This is a genomic window from Gemmata algarum, assembly GCF_034097035.1.
GTDB lineage: Bacteria > Planctomycetota > Planctomycetia > Gemmatales > Gemmataceae > Gemmata > Gemmata algarum.
On record NZ_JAXBLV010000133.1, the window covers coordinates 20,635 to 36,363 of the forward strand.

Annotated in this window: 18 protein-coding genes and 1 riboswitch; of the genes, 12 read left to right on the forward strand and 6 right to left on the reverse strand. The window is 66.3% G+C overall.

Annotation, left to right across the window (positions count from 1 at the left end; translation table 11 throughout):
* Positions 1–234: 234 nt before the first annotated feature.
* Complete coding sequence (locus tag R5W23_RS11470; RefSeq protein WP_261189520.1) at positions 235–789, reverse strand: DJ-1/PfpI family protein; 555 nt, start codon at positions 787–789, stop codon at positions 235–237.
* 324 nt (positions 790–1,113) lie between these two features.
* Here R5W23_RS11470 and R5W23_RS11475 point away from each other — a divergent pair, with 324 nt between their 5' ends.
* From R5W23_RS11475 to R5W23_RS11485, 3 genes are all read left to right on the forward strand, one after another.
* Positions 1,114–2,133, forward strand: coding sequence for a DUF1559 domain-containing protein (locus R5W23_RS11475; RefSeq protein WP_261189519.1), 1,020 nt, complete (start codon positions 1,114–1,116; stop codon positions 2,131–2,133).
* Positions 2,134–2,216: 83 nt separating this feature from the next.
* On the forward strand, positions 2,217–2,651 hold the full coding sequence (locus R5W23_RS11480; protein WP_320686438.1) for a hypothetical protein: 435 nt from the start codon (positions 2,217–2,219) through the stop codon (positions 2,649–2,651).
* A gap of 166 nt (positions 2,652–2,817) precedes the next feature.
* Complete coding sequence (locus R5W23_RS11485) at positions 2,818–3,885, forward strand: DUF1559 domain-containing protein (RefSeq protein WP_320686439.1); 1,068 nt, start codon at positions 2,818–2,820, stop codon at positions 3,883–3,885.
* 135 nt (positions 3,886–4,020) lie between these two features.
* On the opposite strand, the gene R5W23_RS11490 is transcribed toward R5W23_RS11485, so the two are convergent.
* On the reverse strand, positions 4,021–4,950 hold the full coding sequence (locus R5W23_RS11490) for an HDOD domain-containing protein (protein WP_261189516.1): 930 nt from the start codon (positions 4,948–4,950) through the stop codon (positions 4,021–4,023).
* A 138-nt stretch (positions 4,951–5,088) separates the two neighbouring features.
* Between R5W23_RS11490 and mobA the strand changes: the two genes are divergently transcribed.
* From mobA to R5W23_RS11515, 5 genes are read left to right on the forward strand one after another with little or no spacing between them, the layout of a single operon-like run.
* Positions 5,089–5,928 (forward strand): molybdenum cofactor guanylyltransferase, encoded by an 840-nt coding sequence (gene mobA / locus R5W23_RS11495; RefSeq protein ID WP_320686440.1) that lies wholly within the window; start codon positions 5,089–5,091, stop codon positions 5,926–5,928.
* Positions 5,929–5,940: 12 nt separating this feature from the next.
* The gene (locus R5W23_RS11500) at positions 5,941–7,095 is read left to right on the forward strand and encodes a homospermidine biosynthesis protein (protein WP_320686441.1); all 1,155 of its coding nucleotides are present in this window, start codon (positions 5,941–5,943) and stop codon (positions 7,093–7,095) included.
* Positions 7,096–7,138: 43 nt separating this feature from the next.
* A complete protein-coding gene (locus R5W23_RS11505) occupies positions 7,139–8,005 on the forward strand; it encodes a P-loop NTPase family protein (protein ID WP_320686442.1) in 867 nt (288 codons plus the stop codon).
* A complete protein-coding gene (locus R5W23_RS11510) occupies positions 8,002–8,367 on the forward strand; it encodes a hypothetical protein (protein ID WP_320686443.1) in 366 nt (121 codons plus the stop codon). The genes R5W23_RS11505 and R5W23_RS11510 overlap by 4 nt, the downstream gene beginning before the upstream one ends.
* A 22-nt stretch (positions 8,368–8,389) precedes the next feature.
* Positions 8,390–9,400 carry a S1 family peptidase gene (locus tag R5W23_RS11515; RefSeq protein WP_320686444.1) on the forward strand — a complete coding sequence of 337 codons (1,011 nt, stop codon included), beginning with the start codon at positions 8,390–8,392 and terminating at the stop codon, positions 9,398–9,400.
* A 36-nt stretch (positions 9,401–9,436) separates the two neighbouring features.
* On the opposite strand, the gene R5W23_RS11520 is transcribed toward R5W23_RS11515, so the two are convergent.
* On the reverse strand, positions 9,437–10,081 hold the full coding sequence (locus R5W23_RS11520; protein WP_320686445.1) for a hypothetical protein: 645 nt from the start codon (positions 10,079–10,081) through the stop codon (positions 9,437–9,439).
* Positions 10,082–10,288: 207 nt separating this feature from the next.
* On the opposite strand from R5W23_RS11520, the gene aroC reads away from it, so the two are divergent.
* Positions 10,289–11,446 carry a chorismate synthase gene (aroC, locus tag R5W23_RS11525; protein ID WP_320686446.1) on the forward strand — a complete coding sequence of 386 codons (1,158 nt, stop codon included), beginning with the start codon at positions 10,289–10,291 and terminating at the stop codon, positions 11,444–11,446.
* 82 nt (positions 11,447–11,528) lie between these two features.
* A complete protein-coding gene (locus R5W23_RS11530; RefSeq protein WP_320686447.1) occupies positions 11,529–12,008 on the forward strand; it encodes a TIGR03067 domain-containing protein in 480 nt (159 codons plus the stop codon).
* 64 nt (positions 12,009–12,072) lie between these two features.
* Here the strand turns inward: R5W23_RS11530 and R5W23_RS11535 are convergent, their stop codons facing one another.
* The 3 genes from R5W23_RS11535 to R5W23_RS11545 all read right to left on the reverse strand — a co-directional run bounded on the left by R5W23_RS11535 (position 12,073) and on the right by R5W23_RS11545 (position 14,334).
* The gene (locus tag R5W23_RS11535) at positions 12,073–12,408 is read right to left on the reverse strand and encodes a hypothetical protein (protein WP_320686448.1); all 336 of its coding nucleotides are present in this window, start codon (positions 12,406–12,408) and stop codon (positions 12,073–12,075) included.
* A gap of 317 nt (positions 12,409–12,725) precedes the next feature.
* On the reverse strand, positions 12,726–13,220 hold the full coding sequence (locus R5W23_RS11540) for a hypothetical protein (protein ID WP_320686449.1): 495 nt from the start codon (positions 13,218–13,220) through the stop codon (positions 12,726–12,728).
* Between the two features lie 476 nt (positions 13,221–13,696).
* A riboswitch (cyclic di-GMP riboswitch) is annotated at positions 13,697–13,791 on the reverse strand.
* A 144-nt stretch (positions 13,792–13,935) separates the two neighbouring features.
* A complete protein-coding gene (locus R5W23_RS11545; protein ID WP_320686450.1) occupies positions 13,936–14,334 on the reverse strand; it encodes a YceK/YidQ family lipoprotein in 399 nt (132 codons plus the stop codon).
* A 160-nt stretch (positions 14,335–14,494) separates the two neighbouring features.
* Here R5W23_RS11545 and R5W23_RS11550 point away from each other — a divergent pair, with 160 nt between their 5' ends.
* On the forward strand, positions 14,495–14,857 hold the full coding sequence (locus tag R5W23_RS11550; protein ID WP_320686451.1) for a hypothetical protein: 363 nt from the start codon (positions 14,495–14,497) through the stop codon (positions 14,855–14,857).
* A gap of 216 nt (positions 14,858–15,073) precedes the next feature.
* Positions 15,074–15,664: an LOG family protein gene (locus R5W23_RS11555; protein WP_320686452.1), complete on the forward strand. Its 591-nt coding sequence runs from the start codon at positions 15,074–15,076 to the stop codon at positions 15,662–15,664.
* The last annotated feature ends 65 nt before the right edge of the window (positions 15,665–15,729 follow it).

Consider the following 15,729-nt stretch of genomic DNA (forward strand, 5'->3'; position numbering starts at 1 on the left):
CCCGCGGGCAGGAGGAGTGAGCGCTGATTCTGATATTGTTGGAGTTGGAGTGGGCAGTGGGTAGGCGGCCGACCGGGTACCGAAGAGGAATGGCCGCAAAAAAGCACAAAAAGCGCAAAACGGAACGGACGGGCACGACCGGCCCGGGCGGACAACGCGTTCTTCGGCGCGGGCCATTCCGCTCGCCTTTTGTGGCTTTTGGGCTTTTTTGCGGCCGTCCCTCGGTCCCGCTTTTCACCCCGTGGCCCGGAGCAGCTTGAGGTACTCGCGCATCCACGCCGGGTTGTCGTGCCAGGTACGGCACGTCACGAGGTTCCCGCTCACCACCACCTCGCGGTTCACGTACACGCCCCCGGAGAAGGTGCAGTCCAGCGCGCACTTGGCAACGGTCGTCACCTCGCGCCCGCGGATCACGTCGGCGGCGGCAACGATCTCGATGCCGTGGCACACGCTGGCGACCGGCTTGTTGGCGGCGAACAGCGCCCGGGTGATGCGCAGCAGGTCGGCGTCGTAGCGGAGGTACTCCGGCGCCCGCCCGCCGGTGATGACCATGCCGGCGAGGTGGTCCGGGTTCACGTCCCGGAACGCGACATCGGCCTGAAGGGTGTAGCCGGGCCGCTCCTGGGTGATGTCCCAGCCGTCGGGCCGCTCGTGCAGCACGAGGTGATAGGGCCGGGCCTCCGGCCCCGCGACGAGGACCGTGTACCCCTCCTCGCGCAGCCGGAACAGGGGGTAATACGTGTCAAGCACCTCGGCCGCGTCGCCGATCGGGAGCAGAACGGTTTTCACGCGAGTCCCCTGAAGCGTAAGGAAATGAGCCGAGTCTGAGAACCAGGAGTGATTTACGGTTCTTTGCGGTCCGCACTGTTAGAAACTCGGGTTTTAAAGCGTACCGTCTGCACGCACCGCCCCGCAACCCGGGAGCCGTGCGACCACGCGCCGTGAGTGTGGGTCGGATCGCAGGGCTCGAACTCTCACAAACTTTTTTGGTTGATTTTCAAAGTCCCGTAACCGAAAGTTGAGTTATCTAGGCCACCCTCACACCGGCGGTACCCCCACACTCGTGGGTTCACGCAAATTGTCTCATCCAATTACTCCCGCCTCAGGAGTCCCATGTCCGCGTCAAACGTTCGGTGTCATCGGCGTGGGTTCACGCTGATCGAGTTGCTCGTCGTCATCGCGATCATTGCGATTTTGATCGGGCTGCTGCTGCCCGCGGTGCAAAAGGTCCGCGAGGCCGCCGCGCGCATGTCGTGCAGTAACAACATGAAACAGATCGGGCTGGCTCTGCACAACTGCCACGACCAGAACCAGAAGTTGCCCCCGGGGTGCTCGAACGACGTGGCCCCGTTCGGCAACGGCTCCAACGGTTGGGGGTCGTCGTGGAAGGTGTACATCCTCCCGTTCCTTGAGCAGGACAACATCTTCCGCCAGTGGCAGTTCAACAACAGTAGCGGCTACACGAACGGCACCAACATGTCCCAGACGGCGCCGCTCGTCCACCGCAACACCATCAAGCCGTACCGCTGCCCGTCGTCGCCGCTCCCGGACTTCTACAGTTCCTCGTACAACGGCGGGGCGATCCAGATGTTCAGCTCCTACGTGGGCGTTGCCGGCTCGGCCATCGCCAGCGATGTGGCGAACATGACCGAGTGCTGCAACGGCAGCGGCAACCTCGTGAGCGGGGCCGGCGTGCTGTACCCCAACAGCCAGGTGAAGTTGACGGACATCTCCGACGGCACCAGCAACACGATCCTGGTCGGCGAGCAGAGCGACCACCTGCGCGACGCCAGCAACCAGCCGATCACCGGCGCGTACACCGCGATCACCAGCCAGGGGCCGCACGGCTGGACGATGGGGTGCGCCACGAGTGGGAGCGGGAACGTGAACATCCGCACGTTCAACTGCACAACGGTCCGCTGGCAGATCAACCAGCGCGGGCTCGGCAACAGTGCGGCCAACGGCACGAACGAGAACGCCGGCACGAACATCCCGTTCTCGTCGGGCCACAGCGGCGGCGCGCAGATGCTGATGGGCGACGCCAGCGTGCGGTTCGTGTCCGCCTCCACGCCCCTTCAGACGCTCCAGTGGCTGGCCACCCGCGCCGGCGGCGAGGTGATCCCGAACTTCTGATCCCGACGAGCCGCGCCCAGCGACCCGGTCCCCGGGTCGCTTTTCTTTTGAACCTCCCCGGACCTCTTCAACGCCCCATTAACATGACCACATACCTGTTCCGCGCTCTCACGTTTTGTGCCGGCATCGCTCTCTTGGGGTGCGGCAAGCCGCCGGAGGAGCGGTCGGCGACCGTGACCGGCAAGGTGACCCTCGCGGGCGGCAAGCCGCTGACCGGGGGCACCATTCACTTCCGCTCGACCGTCGCCGTCCACCGCGTCGGGTCCGGAGACGTTGCCGCCGACGGCACGTACACGGTCAAGTCGGTGCCAATGGGGCCGTGCAAGGTGTTCGTCGAGAACGGGTTCCTGCGGCCCGTCGATAAGTCGTCCGGTTACACCATGCCGGAAGGGGTCAAGCAGCCGCCCCCCGGCGCCAAGTGGGTCCCCATCCCCCAAAAGTACACCGCCGAAAACAGCACCGACCTGACCACCGACGTGAACGCCGACCCGTTCACCTACAACGTCGAACTCAAGTAGCGAAACGAGGGAGGAACCGAATTCTCAGAAAGTTCCCACTTGATTTTCTCACTCGCCCAGATGAAAGTGGGTTCGTTCAGCTCATGCTCACCCCGGCGATACCCCACAGCGACGTGGGTTCACGCAAGTCGACTCATCGGTTTCTCCCCGTCCAGGAGCCCGTCCAATGCCCGTGTCGAACGCCCGGACCAGTAGGCGTGGTTTCACGCTGATCGAACTACTCGTCGTCATTGCGATCATCGCGATCTTGATCGGGCTGCTGCTGCCCGCGGTGCAAAAGGTCCGCGAGGCCGCCGCACGCATGTCGTGCAGCAACAACCTCAAGCAGCTCGGCCTCGCCCTCCACAACTTCCACGACCAGAACAACCGCCTGCCCCCGGGCGCCGCCAACGACATGCCCCCGTTCGGTACCGACACGGCCGTCCGCTGGGGCTCGTCGTGGAAGGTGTACATCCTGCCGTTCATCGAACAGGACAACATCTACCGCCAGTGGTCCCTCACCGGCCACAGCGGGTACAGCAACACGGCCAACGGGGCACTCATCACCAACATCATGATCAAGCCGCTGCGGTGCCCCTCCAGCCCGGTGCCCGACTTCCAGACCGGCGCCGGCGGCACCACCGCGGTCAAGATGAACTCCTCGTACTCCGGGATCGCCGGCTCCGTGATCGTGTCCACCGCCCCGGGCATCCACCAGGTGACCTGCTGTAACAGCGGCACCGGCGCCCTCGGCAGTTCCAACGGCGTGCTCTACGCCGGCAGCCGGCTCCAGTTGACCAGCATCACCGACGGGACCAGCAACACCTGGATGGTGGGCGAGCAGAGCGACCACTTGCGCGACGCGACCGGCGCGCCGATGACGGCCGGGTTCACGACCGGGGTCGGGAACAGCGCCACGCTTTACGGGTGGACCATGGGGGCGGCCCACCCGAACGGGAGCGGTTGGGCGGCCACCGGCGCGGACGGGCGGCACTTCAACTGCACCGCGAACCGCTACCAGCTCAACCAGCGCGGGGTCATCCCGGCCGGGACCGCCGGGAACACGGCGACGGCACAGGCCGCCGGCGTCCACAACGACGCCGGCCCCAACTTCCCGCTCAACTCCGGTCACTCGGGCGGCGTCAACATCGTCCTGGCGGACGGCAGCGTCCGGTTCTTCTCGAACAGCTTGGCCCTGGCCACGATCCACAACTTTTCGACGCGCGACGGCGGCGAGATCATCACGGAGCAGTAATCGGCGCGGACGAAGCAGTCGCTCGGGACCGTTCTTAATGCGATTCCGGGGTTCTGCCCGCGCCCGTCCATAACGAAGCCGCCCGAGCGCAAAAGCTCGGGCGGCTTCGTTGAGATGAGTCACGCGCCGGGCACGTCACATCGTCGCGGTGAGCTTCAGCATGGCCCGCGTCTCGCGCAGCGAGTCCACCACCGCCCGCGACACGGCGGCCCGCACGGCCCGCGTCTTCTCGGGACCGACGTTGGCCAGCAGCCGGATGAAGCCCGGGCACTTCTCGGGCCGGTAGTTGGTCAGCTTGCGCTCGCGCTGGGCGTGGTTGGCGATCCCGTCGGCGACCGCGGCGAGCGCCACCAGCACCGGGAACTCGCGCTCGGCTTGCGGGTAGTGGTGGTTCAGGATCGCGTTCGTGACGGTCGCGGGCAACTGGTTGGCGCGGGCGAACCGCACCCCGATCTCGCAGTGGTCAAACTTGATCGCGTCCCGCTCCCGCGCCAGAACGCCGCCGTCCTCCTGGAACGTGAGCGGGTCCAGGGACGCGAACGCGGCCGGCGCGCGGACGCACATGATGACGCGCCCGATGTCGTGGAGCAGCCCGGCGGTGAACTCCTCGCCGCGGAACCCCAGCTCGCCGGCGGCGTTCAGGCGCGACGCGATGTTGGCGGTGAACAGCGAGTGCCGCAGCAGGGTCTCGCACATCAGCTCCGCCAGCGGCGAGGTGTACTTGAACACCCCGCGCACGCCGACCGTGGCGATGACCTGCTGGCACCGGCGCATGCCCAGCCGCACGGTCGCCTGTTGCACGTTCTCGCTGGCGCGGCGGCCGCGGTTGGCGGCCGAGTTCGCCACCTTCAAAACGCCGACCGACAGCACCGGGTCGTGCCGGATCAGTTCGGCCACGTCCGCCAGCGTGGCCTTCGGGTCGTTGGTCAGCGCCATCGCCCGCACGGTGACGTGCGAGAGCGTCGGGAACGACTCGATGCGCCCGAGGTCCCGCACGAGGTCCGAGGTGTGTAACTGGGGCGACGGTTCGCGTCGGAACAGCCGCCGGAAAGCAGTAAAGAACATCGGCGTACTCACACGCACCGGGGCGCAAAGCGCTAGATACACTTCTCATAGGACAGTAACACACGTTCTGCCGGCTAATAGAAAATATGCGCGGTGGCGCAGAATTCGGCCCGGCGCATGATTTCGGAGCAGCGACGCATGAAAGTCGGTGGAATCGTCCTGTGCGGGGGCAAATCCGCGCGTATGGGGCGTGCGAAAGCGGCCCTCCCCTTCGGCAACGAGCTTTTGCTCCAGCGGGTAGTTCGCGCGGTGCGCGAATCGACCGACCTTGTCGTCGTGGTCGCGGCGCCGGACCAGGAGATCCCACCGTTGCCGGACGGCGTGCCCGTCGTTCGCGACGAGGTGGAGGGCCGCGGCCCGCTCGGCGGGCTGGTCGCGGGGCTTACGGCCCTCGACGGGGCGTGTGACGCGGTGTACCTGTCCGCGTGCGATGCCCCGTTCTTGACGCCGGCGTTCGTGCGGTGTGTGGTCACGGGGCTAAGCGGACCTCCCACCCACACACCGAAGGGAAGAGATGAGAACGACAACCCGCACCCCGGCCCCCTCCCTGAAGGAAGGGGGAGCCAAGACCCTTTAAAACTGCTCAGCGAACTCGATTCGCAAAGCGGAGCGAGCGAACTCCCTCTCCCTTCAGGGAGGGGGCCGGGGGGGCGGTTGTCGCTCTCACCCTCCCTCCAGGAAGAGGGTTGGTGGGTGAGTGTTTGGGCCGCGGTACCTCAAATCGGCGGCCGGCTCCACCCGCTGGCCGCGGCCTACCGCGCGCGCGTGCTACCGGTCGCGCGCGCGATGCTGGCGGCGAACCGGCTGCGTATGACGGACCTCTTCACCCTCGTACCGCCCCGGGCCTTGAGCGCGAGCGAGTTGCGCGACGCGGACCCCGAACTCCGGTCGCTCCGCAACCTGAACACGCCGGAGGAGTACGCCGCGGCGCTGCGCGAACTCGGCGTCATAGAATGCCCCTTTGCCCCCGACCCCTGACCCACGGACGCCATGCACCCGCACAAGCCGAGCTACGACCGCCACGCCGGGACGGACGCCAACAAGGAGTTCCTGCACAAGATCAGCCGCCACCGCATCGACCCGGCGCCCGTCGCGCCGGGCGCCGGGACCGCGGACCTCATCGACGGCGCGTTCCTCTCGTACAACGGCGGCCGGCTGCGGGAGGGGTGCCAGCTCTTCGTGCGCAAGATGCTGGCCGACAACGGCACCATCGGGCTGGCGCTCTCGGGGGCGCTGACGCCCGCCGGCTTGGGGATGTCGTGCTTGGTGCCGCTGGTGGAAGCCGGGTTCATCGACTGGATCGTCTCGACCGGGGCGAACCTGTACCACGACACCCACTACGCGCTGGGCATGGACCTGTTCCAGGCCGGGCCGAGCCTGCCGGACCACGAGCTGCGCGAGAACCAGGTCATCCGCATCTACGACATCGTCTTCGACTACGAGAACCTGCTCGGCACGGACAAGTTCTTCCGCGCCCTGTGCCGCGGGGACGCGTTCCAGCACACGATGGGAACCGCGGAGTTCCACAACCTGGTCGGGAAGTACCTCGCGGAGCGCGAGGACCAGACGGGGGTGAAGGGCAAGAACCTGCTGGCCGCGGCGTACCGGCACGGGGTGCCGATCTTCACCAGTTCGCCGGGCGACAGCTCCATCGGGATGAACCTCGCGGCGCTGATGCTGGAGGGCTCGCAGCTCCGCATCGACCCGCTCCGCGACGTGAACCAGTCGGCGTCGATCGTGTGGGACGCGAAGGCGGCCGGCGGCACCAGTTCCGTGCTGATCCTGGGCGGCGGCAGCCCGAAGAACTTCATGCTCCAGACCGAGCCGCAGATTCAGGAGGTGCTCGGGCTGCTCGAGGCGGGGCACGACTACTTCTTGCAGTTCACGGACGCCCGCCCGGACACCGGCGGGCTGAGCGGCGCGACGCCGAGCGAGGCGATGACGTGGGGCAAGGTGGACCCCGAGAAGCTCCCGGACTCGGTGACGTGCTACGTCGATTCGACGATCGCGCTGCCGCTGCTGACGGCGTACGCGCTGACGCGGTGCGAGAAGCGGGCGCCGAAGCGGCTGTTCGACAAGTTCCCCGAGTTGACCCGCCGGCTCGAAGCCGGGTACGCTGAGACCCGCGCCAAGCGCACGGAGTAGACGGCTCGGCGCCGGCGTGCGATAATTCGTCCGGGGATACGAGATGGGCGAAGGTGCTTTCGATATCGAGAACGCCGGCCGCGAAGTCACGAAGGGCGTCTTGTGCGGCATTTGGGAATGGCTGAAGGACCAATTCAATCGCCCCTCGCGGTCGGATGAAGGGCTTCCGGAACCGAGTCGCGGTGTTCTCATCATCGGTCCTGGTGGCGTGGGTAAAACCACGCTCGCGCGGCTCCTCGCCGGTCAGTTGGACTGGTTCGACGAAAACGCCGGCAAGTACACAGAAAGCGACGGTATCGAGGAGTTCCCACTACAAGACGACGAGACCGTTAAGGTCGTCGTGGCACCGGGCCAAACGTTCCGCAGAGAACACACGTGGCCCGGGTTGCACCGCCAAATTGCGGAGGGCGCGTTCCGGGGCATCATTTTGGTGAGCGCGTACGGATACCACACGTTCAGTACGCCGAGCTACAAATCTCATGCCTTGTGGGCGACGACTGGAACCAAACCGGGCTTCTTGTCGGCTCTCCCCACCGACCGCCGGCAAGAGGAGTTGCGCGTCCTTCGGCAGTTGGCTCCGTTCGTTTCGGTCTGCAAACAAAAGATCTGGTTTCTGTCGGTCGTCGCGAAACAGGATCTGTGGGCCGGGCAACAAGGAGAGGTCGAAAGCCACTACCAAGCGGGCGAGTACATGACCGCGGTGCGGGAGATGCAAAACGCTCTCGGCGCTCACGCATTCCGACACGATTTCGCATTCGTTTCGCTGATCCTCAAAAACCTCGAAACGCTTGCGGGCGAAAAGCTGTACTCGACCGCGTCTGGCAGTTTCGACATGCCACGCCTGGCCGCCACTGTGCAGCGCCTTGTGCGGGTGTTCCAAACGATCCGAGCTTGGGAGGAGAAGCCGTGAGCAAAGAAGTCGTGATCGATCCGCCCGAGACCTTCACTGCCACGGTTGTGCCGCTCTTGCGCGAGTACCAGCAAAAGATGTCCGGCATTCACACACAGCTCAGGGACTTGAAAGAGGCGGCGACGAAAAGCCTCTATGGGAAAGAGACGCAACGGGTGGTCGCGGCAGAGTTCCAAGCCGTCAGAGTTTTTTTGGACCGGTTCCGACCCGCCGCCCGCGGTCTCGCCCAGCAGGTTTCGGGAATGATCGATCAGGGGCGATTGACGCCATTAGAACGGGCGGAACTGCAACTGCGCCTCGCTGAATTTGAGAGCGCGCTCCTCGAACTGCCGCGCCTCTTGACTGCTTACCAAGCCACTTAATCCCGCAAGCGACCGAGAGCATATGCGCAACCCGATGCCCCCGGCCCTCCCACTCGCGCTCCTGCTCGGCTGCGCAGTCGCGCTCGGTGCCGTCGCCCAGCCGCCCAAGGCCGAGGCCCCTCGCGAGCCGAAGTTCGTCGACGACGACGCGGTGTACAACAACCTGTACGAGAAGCTCGAAGAGCTGGCGGAGGCCAAGAAGCCGCTCGCGCACACGAAGCTCCTCGCGAAAATCAAGCCCGGCAGCGCCCGCGTCGCCGCCGCCGAACCGGGCGTCAAGGCCCTCACGCCGGAAGAGGTGTACCGGCTCGCTGAACCGGGCGTGTTCATCGTCGGCAGCGTGTACCCCGATAAGGACGGGAACTGGGAAACCGGTACCTACGCGACCGCATGGGTCGCAGCCGCCGACGGCGTGCTCGTCACCAACTGGCACGTCTTCGAGGACCTCAAAGGCGGCGAAGTGTTCGGGGCCGCCGACCGCAACGGCAACGTGTACCCGGTCACCGACTTCCTCGGCGGCGACAAAACCGCCGACGTCGCGGTGTTCCGCATCCCGGCCCGGGGGCTGGTGCCGTTGGCCGTGTCGCCCGCGTTCGCCGAGGTCGGCTCGTGGGTCGGGGTGCTGAGCCACCCGGGCGACCTGTTCTACGTGTATACCCAGGGCGCGGTCACGCGGTACAGCACCTACACCAACGAAAACAAGCAGCGCGAGAAGTGGATGAGCGTCACCGCCGACTACGCGAGCGGTTCGAGCGGCGGGCCGGTGCTGAACAAGTACGGCGCGGTCGTGGGGATGGCGGCGCTGACGCTCAACATCGACGCGGCCGACGAAGCCCCCCAGAACCCGGCACGCCGGAAGCCGGTGCGGCCCGTCGGTTCGCGTAAGCCGTCACGGGCAAACGAGAAGCGTCAGGAGCAAAAGGACGACAAACCGAAGCCGCCAGAAAAGCACAAGCCGCAGGGGTCGTCGCTCCAGATGGTCGTGAAAATGACCGTACCCGGTCCGATCATCTTGAAGTGGGTTAACAAGTAGGGTGTCGGCGGAGCGCACTCCGCCGACGAACGGCCGTTACGGCTCTTTCTTGGGGTCTTCCTTTTTCGGCTCTTCTTCCTTCTTGGGCTCCTCGGCAACCCGGTTCTCCAGGAACCAGCGGTCGCCGATCTTCTTGAAGTGCAGCGTGCGCCCCTTCACCGTGCCGTGCCCGGCGGACGCCGTCGGGTCGGCCTCCGAGAACTTGCCCTCGCGCAGGATCGTCCGCAAGTCTTTCAGCGCGTGTGGGTCCTCACGGAACTTCTCCTCGATGTCGCGCAGCAACTGCTTGAACGCCAGCTCGCGCGCCTTCTGCTCGGCCGCCGCCCGGAACTCCTTCGGGTCCAGCGGGACGCGGTCCGTCGCCTGCACCTGGTCGGGATGGGCGCGTTGGAACTCTCGCAGCGCGGCCAGTTCACGCTCCACCCCGGCCTCAAACCCCTTGGCGCGATCGGCCACCATGTCGTCCACGAACTTGGGGTCGAGGACGTGGGCCGCGAGGTACGCGTACTGTCCCGCGTCGATCAGCGCGAGGGTGGTTTTGAGCGCCTCTTTCGGGCTCGCTTGCGAATGCACCTTGACCCGCGCGTTGACCCCGTACCGCGGGTCCGGGTCCTTGGACGGTTGCGCGTGCGCCAGTGTCATCGTGCCGAGCAGCACGCCGAACGCGAATGCGGGTCGCATTGGGGTGAGTCCCTCCGGGTTCCAGGTGCCGGCCCCACGTGAAGCTCCGGCGGCCGCGAAACCGCTGGGCGGTTCGTCGCGTCGCCTGATGGAGCCCGCAACCGAAACTTGAAACCATCAAGTTTGGGGCCATGTCTCACATTCAATCTACCCGCGCCGGCCGGGCCGACTCCAGCCCGGGGCCGGTGGAAGCGATACAATTGCGGGATGGCAGGCAACACATTCGGCAAACTGTTTCGCGTCACCACGGCCGGCGTCAGCCACGGCCCCGGAAACGTGGTCGTTATCGACGGGTGCCCCGCGGGGTTGGAGCTCTCGGTTGACGACCTGCTCCCGGACCTGCGGCGCAGGCGCCCGGGGCAGAGCAAGCTCACCACCCAGCGCGACGAACAGGACCTTCCCGAAATCTGGTCCGGGGTGTTCGAGGGGAAGACCGACGGCACCCCCATCGCCATCACGTTCCGCAACAGCGACCAGCGGAGCGGCGACTACGGCGACATCAAGGACAAGTACCGCCCCGGCCACGCGGACTACACGTTCGACGCGAAGTACGGGTTCCGCGACTACCGCGGCGGGGGGCGGTCCAGCGCGCGCGAGACGGTGAGCCGGGTCGCGGCCGGCGCCGTCGCCAAAAAGCTCCTTGCGCGCGACGGGATTCGCGTGCTCGGGTACGTCAAGCAGGTCGGCCCACTCATCGCGCACGTTCCCGACCCGACCGCCGTGACACTGGAGCAGGTCGAAGCAACCCCGGTGCGCTGCCCGGTGCCGGAAACCGCGGCCCAGATGTTTCAGCTCATCGACGACGTGCGAATGGACCGCGACTCGATCGGCGGCGTGTGCGAGTTGGTCGCGACCGGCGTCCCCGCGGGGCTCGGCGAACCCGTCTTCGACAAGCTGAAAGCCGATCTGGCCAAAGCACTTCTGTCGCTGCCGGCGGTCACGGGGTTTGAGTACGGCGCGGGCTTCACGGTCGCCACCATGCGCGGCAGCGAGAACAACGACGTGTTCGCGCCCCCGGAAGCGCACGAGTCCCCGGTCGCCCCGGACGCGGCCGATTGCAACGCGACGGTGTGGGAGCCGAATCACGGCCCGCGGGTGCGCACCGAGTCGAACCGGCACGGCGGGATGCTCGGCGGCATTTCCAGCGGAATGCCGATCGTCTGCCGGGCCGCCATCAAGCCCACCAGCAGCATCCCCCGCACGCAGCGAACGATCGACCGCGACGGCCGGCCGACGGAGATTCTCGTGAAGGGCCGCCACGACCCCTGTCTGCTGCCGCGTTTCGTCCCGATGGGCGAGGCGATGGTTGCCCTCGTGCTGGTCGATCACCTCCTGCGTGCCCGGTCCTCGAAGCTGTCGTCCTGACTCCGACCACGGCACAGCGGTTGCTCCAATGGTTCGCAGTTCCCGCACCTGTAGCGGGGCGCTAACACCAGGAACAACCGCAATGCGCACCTTCGTTTCCGCACTTCTGTTCGCAGCGGCAACCGTGGTGGTTTTGACGGGCTCGCCCGGAACCGCCGACGACAAAAAGGACGAGAAGAAGGCCGCCGGGGAACTTGACGGCGGCTACACGATCGTTTCGGGTCAAAAAGATGGCAAGGCCATTCCCGAGGGCGAAATCAAGGGCTCACTGGTGCGGTTCACCGGCGACAAGATCGTGGGCACCGACAAGGACAAGAAGGAGTTCTTCGCTGCCACCTACACGATCGATAAGGCTAAAACGCCGTGGGCCATCAAGATGACGAGTCACCAACCGAAAGAATCGACCGCGAACGGGCTGATCAAAAAAGAGGGTGATACGATCACAATCGTGTACGCCCTGCCGGGGGGCGAGACGCCGAAAGAATTCAAGGCGGGAGAAAAGCAGCACCTCTTCGTGCTGAAGAATATGAACCCGGTGCCCAACAAATTTACGAAAGAGTGAACGGGTCACCAGTCCGAAACGAACGCCCGGCGCGCGTCGCCGGGCGTTTGGCGTTTCACGCCCGTTACCGCTTCTTCTTGGCAACCACCGTGGCTTTGGGGGCCGGCGGCGCGGGGGCCGGCACGGGAGCGGACTTCGACTTCAGATCGTACTCGTACTCGCCGTACTCGGCCGCGTGCTGCCCCTTTTCGGTGAGCGAGAACGTCGCCTCGAACGGGATGTCGCTCGACCCGGTAACGGCGACCAGGAGCCCCTGATCGACGAGCGCCGTCAGGAACGAACCGTCCTTCGTGTTCCGTGTGGGCGCCAGCCGCAGGTCGCGACCGGTCAAGGGCTTCTTGCTCCGCTTCACAGTGCGGAGCACTTGCCACGTGAAGTGGGTAACGGGACGTACGGGCATCGGGCCTCTCGGAGTAAAGCGGGCGAGTAAACGTCTGCAGGGAGTTCCGGCAGTGTACGAGCGAACGAAAAGAAGGCGAGCGGTATCGCTCGGTTACGCAGGCAGTTGGGCGTGCGAGCGCCCGCTCAACGCGCCGCACCGTGTGGCACGGACCCGCCGCACCGATCGACGCGACGTATGAACAACCGCCTTCACCCCCCGCACACCGCATCGTTTGCGATCCGTAGAACGGCCCGACGTGGTGTTTACGGCAAGGGCCAGCCTATCAGTGGCCCGTTCGCCCGAGGCCGTCGCTCGGGCGAACCGTTTAACCGTGGTCACGCGGCCAGCGCGTCGGTCACCTCTTTAGTGATCGAGTCGAAGAGCGACTTCAGGTCAACGCCCGAGCCCTCCGGCGGGGGCGGCGGGGGACCGTTCGGCCGGCCGGTACGGTCGTAGCCACCAACCCCACCCGGCCCCTGCGAGGGCGGTTCCAGCACGGACACATCCCCCGTTTCCGCCGCCTTCTCGAACTTGGCGGCGAGGTCGGACAGTAACGAACTGGGTCCGGCGGCCGAACCGCTCGAATCGCTCGCCGTTTCTGCGGCTTCCTTGAGTTTGGTGGCGATGTCCGCGGCCACCGCTTTGAACTTCTCGGGATCTTCCGCGGCCAGTTCCTTGAGCGCCGCGAACAGTTTCCCCGGCCCCGAGATGTCGGCGGTGTCACCGACACCGGTGAGTGCATCAGCTCCACGCGCGGCCGAGGTTATTCCGGGCTGTAAAACAGACGCGACCGAGAGCGTTGACGCGGTCGAACCGATGGAACCGATCATGCGAGTCCTCTGGTGATGCGCACAAACGTCGTCTCAACACCAAATACCAAAACGGAAGTGAGCCGCACGAATCGCCAGAACGCCTGGATTTTAAGCAAGTTACGCGGGCACGGGGAAATTCAGTTCGGGTCCGACAGCCGCGCCCAGTTGATGTGCCGTCCGGGCACATACCGTTCTTCCAAACGGGCGGCGGGCGGAAGAGCCTTCTGAGTGCTTTCGCAGCCGCTCCTGACGGCCCGCGTCTCACGTGAAACTACAGAAACTCTTCGTTGAGCTTGCGTCGCACGACGCAGATGGGATTCGGCGTCACTCGCGGCGAGTCGAACGGCGCGCCGAACGCGGCCAATGACCAGAGATGTTGAACGTAGCGGGGCGTGCGCTGGCGGCACCGGGTGTGAGCCCGTGCTCCGACGCGCGGAGGGGAGCGGGTGTGACCCCACGCCCCCAGGGATGGACAGGTTTTCACCGCCATACCCTTCGGCAACCAGGCGACCTGCGGTCGGTGTGGTGGGGAGACCGCAGGCCCGTGGCTTTGCGCCCCCGCTTCGCAGCGGGTTAGCCCTTTCGAGGATGAAAGGTGTGACGCGACAGAACGCGCCGGCACACGCCCCCGGCCGAGAACCAAAATCGCCCTCGGCCGTTGCTAAAGGACGATAGAATACGGGGCGCCGGCACGCAAACCCGGCACCACCGGAATATCTCCCGCAGGCCCCGCTTACGGCCGCACAACCTGCCCGGTCGGCGGTGTGGGCTCCGCAACGGTGACCGGCAACTGTAACGACTCGCGCGGCGGCGGGCCGGGGTTGAACGCCCGCCACACCTCCACGCCGACCGTGTACGGCAGCGTAACCGTGTCTCCGGCGGCCGACAGCCCCAGATCAACCGCGGCCATCAGCGGGAGCACGACGTAATCGATGAGCGACGGGGTCTCGCGCCACGGGTACTCGGTCATCATGCCGAAGTCGCCGCGGACCCCGCCGTACACCCGGCACACGTGCGTGCTCGGGCTGTTCGGGAGCGGGTAGACCGGGCGGCGCACGTTATCGACGGTCCCGCACCCACCGCCCAGCGCCGCCGCGAGCGCCGCGATCACGAGCTTGTTCCGGCCGCCCATACGGATCACCCCGAAAGCCGGCGCCGCGTGACCCGCGCCGCCGGTCCTGTTTATCGGGTTCGGGGAACTGGCGGATGGAGGAAATCAGCCGGAACGGGACGTTTCCGGAGGAATGGGTAAGCACGGCGAACCGCGCCGGAACCCGTCGCGTACCGGAACCATGCGAATCTCGTTCGACCTTGACGACACGCTCATCTGCTACCACGACGGCGCGCGGCACGATCCGAACCGCGTGTGGCGGCTGTTGCGCGGCTGGCTCCACGAGCCGCTGCGGTCGGGCGCGGGCGCGCTGCTGCGGGAGCTCGGCCGCGATCACGAGCTGTGGGTGTACACGACCTCGTACCGCGACCCGCGAACCGTGTGGTGGTGGCTCCGGTGCTACGGCGTGCGGCTCGGCTACGTCGTCAACCAGTACCGGCACGAGCGCACGTTCGGCCGCCGCGGCCCGAGCAAGTGCCCGGCGCAGTTCGGCATTCACCTGCACATCGACGACAGTTGGGGCGTGTGGGAGGAGAACCGGTAGGACCGGAACGTGTGCGTGGTGTCCCCGCACGACCCGGGTTGGGCCGACCGCGTCCGCGCGGCCGTGGCGTGCGTCGCGCGCAAGGAGCCGCCACCGGACGTACCGGAGGAGTACCGCGCCCGCGGTTGGGTATGAGCCGAAGCCCGCCCTTCCGAACCTAAAGTCCGGAACTATATTGAAGCCGCCCGAACTCTCTCACGTTCCGCGGTGCCCCTCATGCCATTGAATTCCGTTTGCGTGTTTTGTGGGTCGGCGGCCGGCACGAACCCGCTCTACGCCGAAGCCGCGCGCGAGCTGGGCGCGGCGCTCGCCGGGCGCGGGCTGGCGCTCGTGTACGGCGGCGGCCGGGTCGGGCTGATGGGCGTCGTCGCGTCGGCCACGCTGGCCGCGGGCGGGGCGGTGGTGGGCGTGATCCCGCACTCGCTCGCGCTCAAGGAAATTGCCCAGGAAGACTGCACCGAGCTGATCGTCGTCAACACGATGCACGAGCGCAAGGCGCTGATGGCCGACCGCGCCGGGGCGTTCGTCGCGCTGCCCGGCGGGTTCGGCACCGGCGACGAGCTGTTCGAGATCCTGACCTGGGCGCAGCTCGGCATCCACACCAAGCCGGTCGCGCTGCTGAACGTCAACGGCTTCTTCACCCCGCTACTGGTGTGGCTCGACCACATCGTGTCGGAAGGGCTCCTCAAGCCGAAGCACCGCGAGCTGCTGCTGGTCGCCGAAACCGTTCCGGAGCTGCTCACGAAACTCGAAACGTGGCGACCGGCGGAACCGCTCACGAAGTGGGCCGCACCCGGCGAGCGGTGAGCCCCCTGTCAGGACCGCTCCGGACAACCGCTCTTGCCCCGCCGCCCCCGTTTCCGTTATCACAT

What these genes read in the sequence shown, in the direction of transcription:
- R5W23_RS11540 (WP_320686449.1), bottom strand. Translation starts at nt 13,220, where the DNA reads ATGATCGGTTCCATCGGTTCGACCGCGTCAACGCTCTCGGTCGCGTCT.
- R5W23_RS11500 (WP_320686441.1), top strand. Translation starts at nt 5,941, where the DNA reads ATGCACCCGCACAAGCCGAGCTACGACCGCCACGCCGGGACGGACGCC.
- R5W23_RS11475 (WP_261189519.1), top strand. Translation starts at nt 1,114, where the DNA reads ATGTCCGCGTCAAACGTTCGGTGTCATCGGCGTGGGTTCACGCTGATC.
- R5W23_RS11505 (WP_320686442.1), top strand. Translation starts at nt 7,139, where the DNA reads ATGGGCGAAGGTGCTTTCGATATCGAGAACGCCGGCCGCGAAGTCACG.
- R5W23_RS11545 (WP_320686450.1), bottom strand. Translation starts at nt 14,334, where the DNA reads ATGGGCGGCCGGAACAAGCTCGTGATCGCGGCGCTCGCGGCGGCGCTG.
- R5W23_RS11520 (WP_320686445.1), bottom strand. Translation starts at nt 10,081, where the DNA reads ATGCGACCCGCATTCGCGTTCGGCGTGCTGCTCGGCACGATGACACTG.
- R5W23_RS11515 (WP_320686444.1), top strand. Translation starts at nt 8,390, where the DNA reads ATGCGCAACCCGATGCCCCCGGCCCTCCCACTCGCGCTCCTGCTCGGC.
- R5W23_RS11535 (WP_320686448.1), bottom strand. Translation starts at nt 12,408, where the DNA reads ATGCCCGTACGTCCCGTTACCCACTTCACGTGGCAAGTGCTCCGCACT.
- R5W23_RS11480 (WP_320686438.1), top strand. Translation starts at nt 2,217, where the DNA reads ATGACCACATACCTGTTCCGCGCTCTCACGTTTTGTGCCGGCATCGCT.
- R5W23_RS11485 (WP_320686439.1), top strand. Translation starts at nt 2,818, where the DNA reads ATGCCCGTGTCGAACGCCCGGACCAGTAGGCGTGGTTTCACGCTGATC.
- aroC (WP_320686446.1), top strand. Translation starts at nt 10,289, where the DNA reads ATGGCAGGCAACACATTCGGCAAACTGTTTCGCGTCACCACGGCCGGC.
- R5W23_RS11550 (WP_320686451.1), top strand. Translation starts at nt 14,495, where the DNA reads ATGCGAATCTCGTTCGACCTTGACGACACGCTCATCTGCTACCACGAC.
- R5W23_RS11530 (WP_320686447.1), top strand. Translation starts at nt 11,529, where the DNA reads ATGCGCACCTTCGTTTCCGCACTTCTGTTCGCAGCGGCAACCGTGGTG.
- mobA (WP_320686440.1), top strand. Translation starts at nt 5,089, where the DNA reads ATGAAAGTCGGTGGAATCGTCCTGTGCGGGGGCAAATCCGCGCGTATG.
- R5W23_RS11555 (WP_320686452.1), top strand. Translation starts at nt 15,074, where the DNA reads ATGCCATTGAATTCCGTTTGCGTGTTTTGTGGGTCGGCGGCCGGCACG.
- R5W23_RS11490 (WP_261189516.1), bottom strand. Translation starts at nt 4,950, where the DNA reads ATGTTCTTTACTGCTTTCCGGCGGCTGTTCCGACGCGAACCGTCGCCC.